A 3,258-nucleotide genomic window follows, 5' to 3' on the forward strand; every position below is an offset into this window, starting at 1 on the left:
GGGCCTCGACCGGCCCCTGGTCGACCACACCCTCGACCTGCTGCGCCGCCGCTGCGACGCCGGCGGCGCCGTCCTGCTCATCACCCACGACCTGGCCGCCGCCCGCCGGGTCGCCGACACGGTCGCCGTCATGTACGCCAGCCGGATCGTGGAGCGGCGGCCGACGGCCGAACTCTTCGCGGCACCCGCCCACCCCTACACCGCCGGCCTGCTCGACGCCCTGCCCGAGCGGGCCTTCCGGCCGGTACCCGGCCACCCGCCGATGCTCACCGACCTGCCTCCCGGCTGCGCCTTCGCCCCGCGCTGCGACCGCGCCACCGACGTCTGCCGCACCCCGCCCGCGCCCTCGGCGGGCGCCCCGGCCCGGATCGCCTGTCACCACCCGCTGACCCTCGGAGCGCCGGCATGACCAGCACTGCCGGCATGACCAGCACTGCCGGCGTGCCCAGCACCGCCGGAGCACCGGCCATGAGCAGCACCGCCGGCATGACCACCACCGCGCTCGCCGCCCACGAGGTCGCCGTCTCCTACGGTGGCCGGCGCGTCCTCGACGGCGTCGACCTGCGCGTCGCCCCCGGCGAGACGGTCGGCCTGCGCGGGCCCTCGGGCAGCGGAAAGTCCACCCTCGCCCGGGTGCTGGCCCTGCTGCACGCCCCCGAGGCCGGGCACGTCACCCTCGACGGCCACCGGATCGTGGGGGCCCGGCACCGGCTGCCCGCCGCCGTCCGTACCCGCGTCGCGATCCTCTTCCAGAGCCCCCGCGCGGCCACCGACCCCCGGCTGGGCCTCGCCGACATCATCGCCGAACCGCTGCGCGCCACCGGCACGCCCGAGGCGCAGGCGCGGGCCCGCGCGGCGGAGCTGGCCGACCTCGTCGGCCTCACGCCCGACCTGCTCGCCCGCCGCCCCCACGCCGTCAGCGACGGGCAGCTGCAACGCGCCTGCCTCGCCCGCGCGCTCGTGCACCGGCCGGACTACCTGCTCTGCGACGAGGCCACCGCCATGCTCGACGCCTCCACCCAGGCGCACCTCGCGGCCGTCATCACCGACTACCAGCGGGAGCACGCCGCCGGGGTCCTGCTCATCACCCACGATCCGGCGCTGATGGCCCGCTGGGCCACCCGGGTGGTCGACCTGCCGTCCCCGCCGCAGCCCTGACCGGCCCGCCTCCTCCGGGCCGCGCGCCGACGCCTACGGGGTACGGGCCGACGTCGCGGCGGAACCACCGGAGTCGGCGGCGTCGGCGCGGCCGGCGGCGGCGAGGAACGAGTTGTAGTGGGCCAGGTCGTCCGGCTCGCCGGTGGCCTCGGCTCGGGCGGCGGCCCGGTCGAGGCGGGCCTGCTCCCGCCGGTCGGCGCGGATCCACTGGCGGACCAGCACGACCAGCACGATCGCGGCGGGGATCTCCCCGAACGCCCAGGCGATGCCCGCGCCCAGCCGCTGGTCCTCCAGCAGCGACGACGCCCAGTCGGGGTGGACGGCGACGTACCAGTCCGGCGCGATGACGCTGGTGGTCTGCATCAGCACGAGGCCGAAGAAGCCGTGCGCCATCATCGCCGCGAGGTGGATGATCACCAGGATGGGGTGGGGGAGCCTCGGCCGGCCCGGGTCGACCCCGATGAGCACCCAAAACAGCAGGTACCCCGCGACCACGAAGTGCGTGAGCATGGCCAGGTGGCCGAGGTGGGAGCGCATCAGCGTGCCGAGCAGGTCGCTCAGGTAGAGACCGAAGAGGCTGCCGGCGTAGATGCCCAGTGCGACCAGAGGATGGGTGAGCAGCCTCGCGGGCCGGCTGTGCAGCACCAGCAGAAGCCACTCCCGGGCACCACGGACCTGCGGGTCGGCGGGGCGACGCAGGGCGCGCAGCGCGAGGGTGACCGGGGCGCCGCCGACGAGCAGGATCGGCACCAGCATCGACAGCACCATGTGCTGCACCATGTGGGCGCTGAACAGCACGTACGCGTAGCGGGCCACGCCCAGGTTGGTGACGGCGGCCAGCAGCAGCAGACCGGCCGACCAGCTCGCGGTCCGGGCCAGCGGCCAGCGGTGCCCGGCCCGGTGCAGCCGCCACACCCCGGCCAGGTAGCCGCCGATGCCGAGGACGGTGAGGGTCAGGAAGAACATGTCCGGCAGCGGCTGGCCCACCAGGCGTTCCGGGGTCGGCGCGGCGGGCATCGGGAAGCCGAGCAGCTCGGTGATCGGATCGGCGTCGAGCGGGTCCTGCGTCACCGGGGTGGGGCTGCGGGACAACGCCACCGCCAGCCCGACGGTGGCGGCGAACACGACCACCTCGCCGGCGGCAAGCCGGGCGAACGCGCCGCGTCGACCCGTACGCAGGGCCGGCAGGGTCCGCGACCGGTGCACGGCGCCCAGGGTGCCCAGGACCGCCAGGGCGACGAGCTTGCCGAGGACCAGCCAGCCGTACCGGGACTGCCAGAGCTGGGCCACGTCGCCGAGGCGTACGGCCGCGTTGGCCGATCCGCTCACCGCGACGGCCACGAAGCAGCCCAGGGCGAGGCGGCCGTACCGGTGGGCGGCGTCCGCGAGCTGCCGGCTGCGGCGGACCATCAGCAGCGCCACCAGCCCGCCGACCCAGAGGGCGGCGGCCAGCACGTGCAGGGCGAGGCTGGACACCGCGATCTGGTGGTTGCCCGCCCCGGCGGCGTGCCCGGTGAACGCCGGCGGCAGCACCCCGACCAGCGCGACCAACGCCGTCACGGCGGCGAGCCCGCGCGACACGCCAGCCCGGGCCAGCACGGCCACCGCCAGCGCCAGCCCCGCCTGGAGCAGCAGCGCCTGCCCCTGCGAGATCGAGGTGGCGAAGCTGACCACGGTGGGGGCGCCGAGCCCGTCCACGGGGACGCCTAGCAGGTCCGAGACCGTCAGCACGATCAGCGTCACCGCGGCCACCGCCCAGCCCGCCGCCGCCGTGCCCGCGCGGCGCAGCAGCAGCCAGCCGTACGCCGAGACGCTCCGCCCGTCGCCGGGCAGCAGGAAGGCGGCCGTCACCAGCATCCCGACCGTCAGGGTGGCGAGGCCGTCGGCGAGCAGCCGGACCACGGGCAGCGCCCACGCCGTGACCGGCCCCGGATCCGGCAGCCCGGGGATCGCGACCGCGAGCGCGTCGCCGGCCCGCAGACCGAGTAGGAGTACGGCCACCGCCGACGCCACGGCCGCGACGGGTACGAGCCACGCGCCCCGCCCCCGGGAGCCGGGACGGACGCCGGCGCCGGGCGGGCCCGCGACCGGCCCGGCGTC

The 3,258-nt window shown here is 76.7% G+C and carries 3 protein-coding genes; 2 read left to right on the plus strand and 1 reads right to left on the minus strand.

Going from position 1 to position 3,258, the window contains the following annotated elements; all coding sequences use genetic code 11:
• Window positions 1-409: oligopeptide/dipeptide ABC transporter ATP-binding protein (locus F6X68_RS31740; protein ID WP_151457696.1), on the plus strand; the 409-nt coding region annotated here is incomplete at its 5' end.
• Window positions 406-1,158 carry an ABC transporter ATP-binding protein gene (locus tag F6X68_RS31745; RefSeq protein WP_225852551.1) on the plus strand — a complete coding sequence of 251 codons (753 nt, stop codon included), beginning with the start codon at window positions 406-408 and terminating at the stop codon, window positions 1,156-1,158. The genes F6X68_RS31740 and F6X68_RS31745, both read left to right, overlap by 4 nt.
• A 33-nt stretch (window positions 1,159-1,191) precedes the next feature.
• On the opposite strand, the gene F6X68_RS31750 is transcribed toward F6X68_RS31745, so the two are convergent.
• Window positions 1,192-3,258, minus strand: a 2,067-nt coding sequence (locus tag F6X68_RS31750) for a cytochrome c oxidase assembly protein (protein ID WP_370519021.1), incomplete at its 5' end; no start/stop codon positions are given.

Origin of the sequence: Micromonospora sp. AMSO12t, from assembly GCF_008806585.1 — a bacterium.
Lineage (GTDB): Bacteria > Actinomycetota > Actinomycetes > Mycobacteriales > Micromonosporaceae > Micromonospora > Micromonospora reichwaldensis.

Bases quoted from the DNA above. Each gene is read 5' to 3' on its own strand.
- F6X68_RS31745 (WP_225852551.1), top strand. From the start codon at position 406: ATGACCAGCACTGCCGGCATGACCAGCACTGCCGGCGTGCCCAGCACC.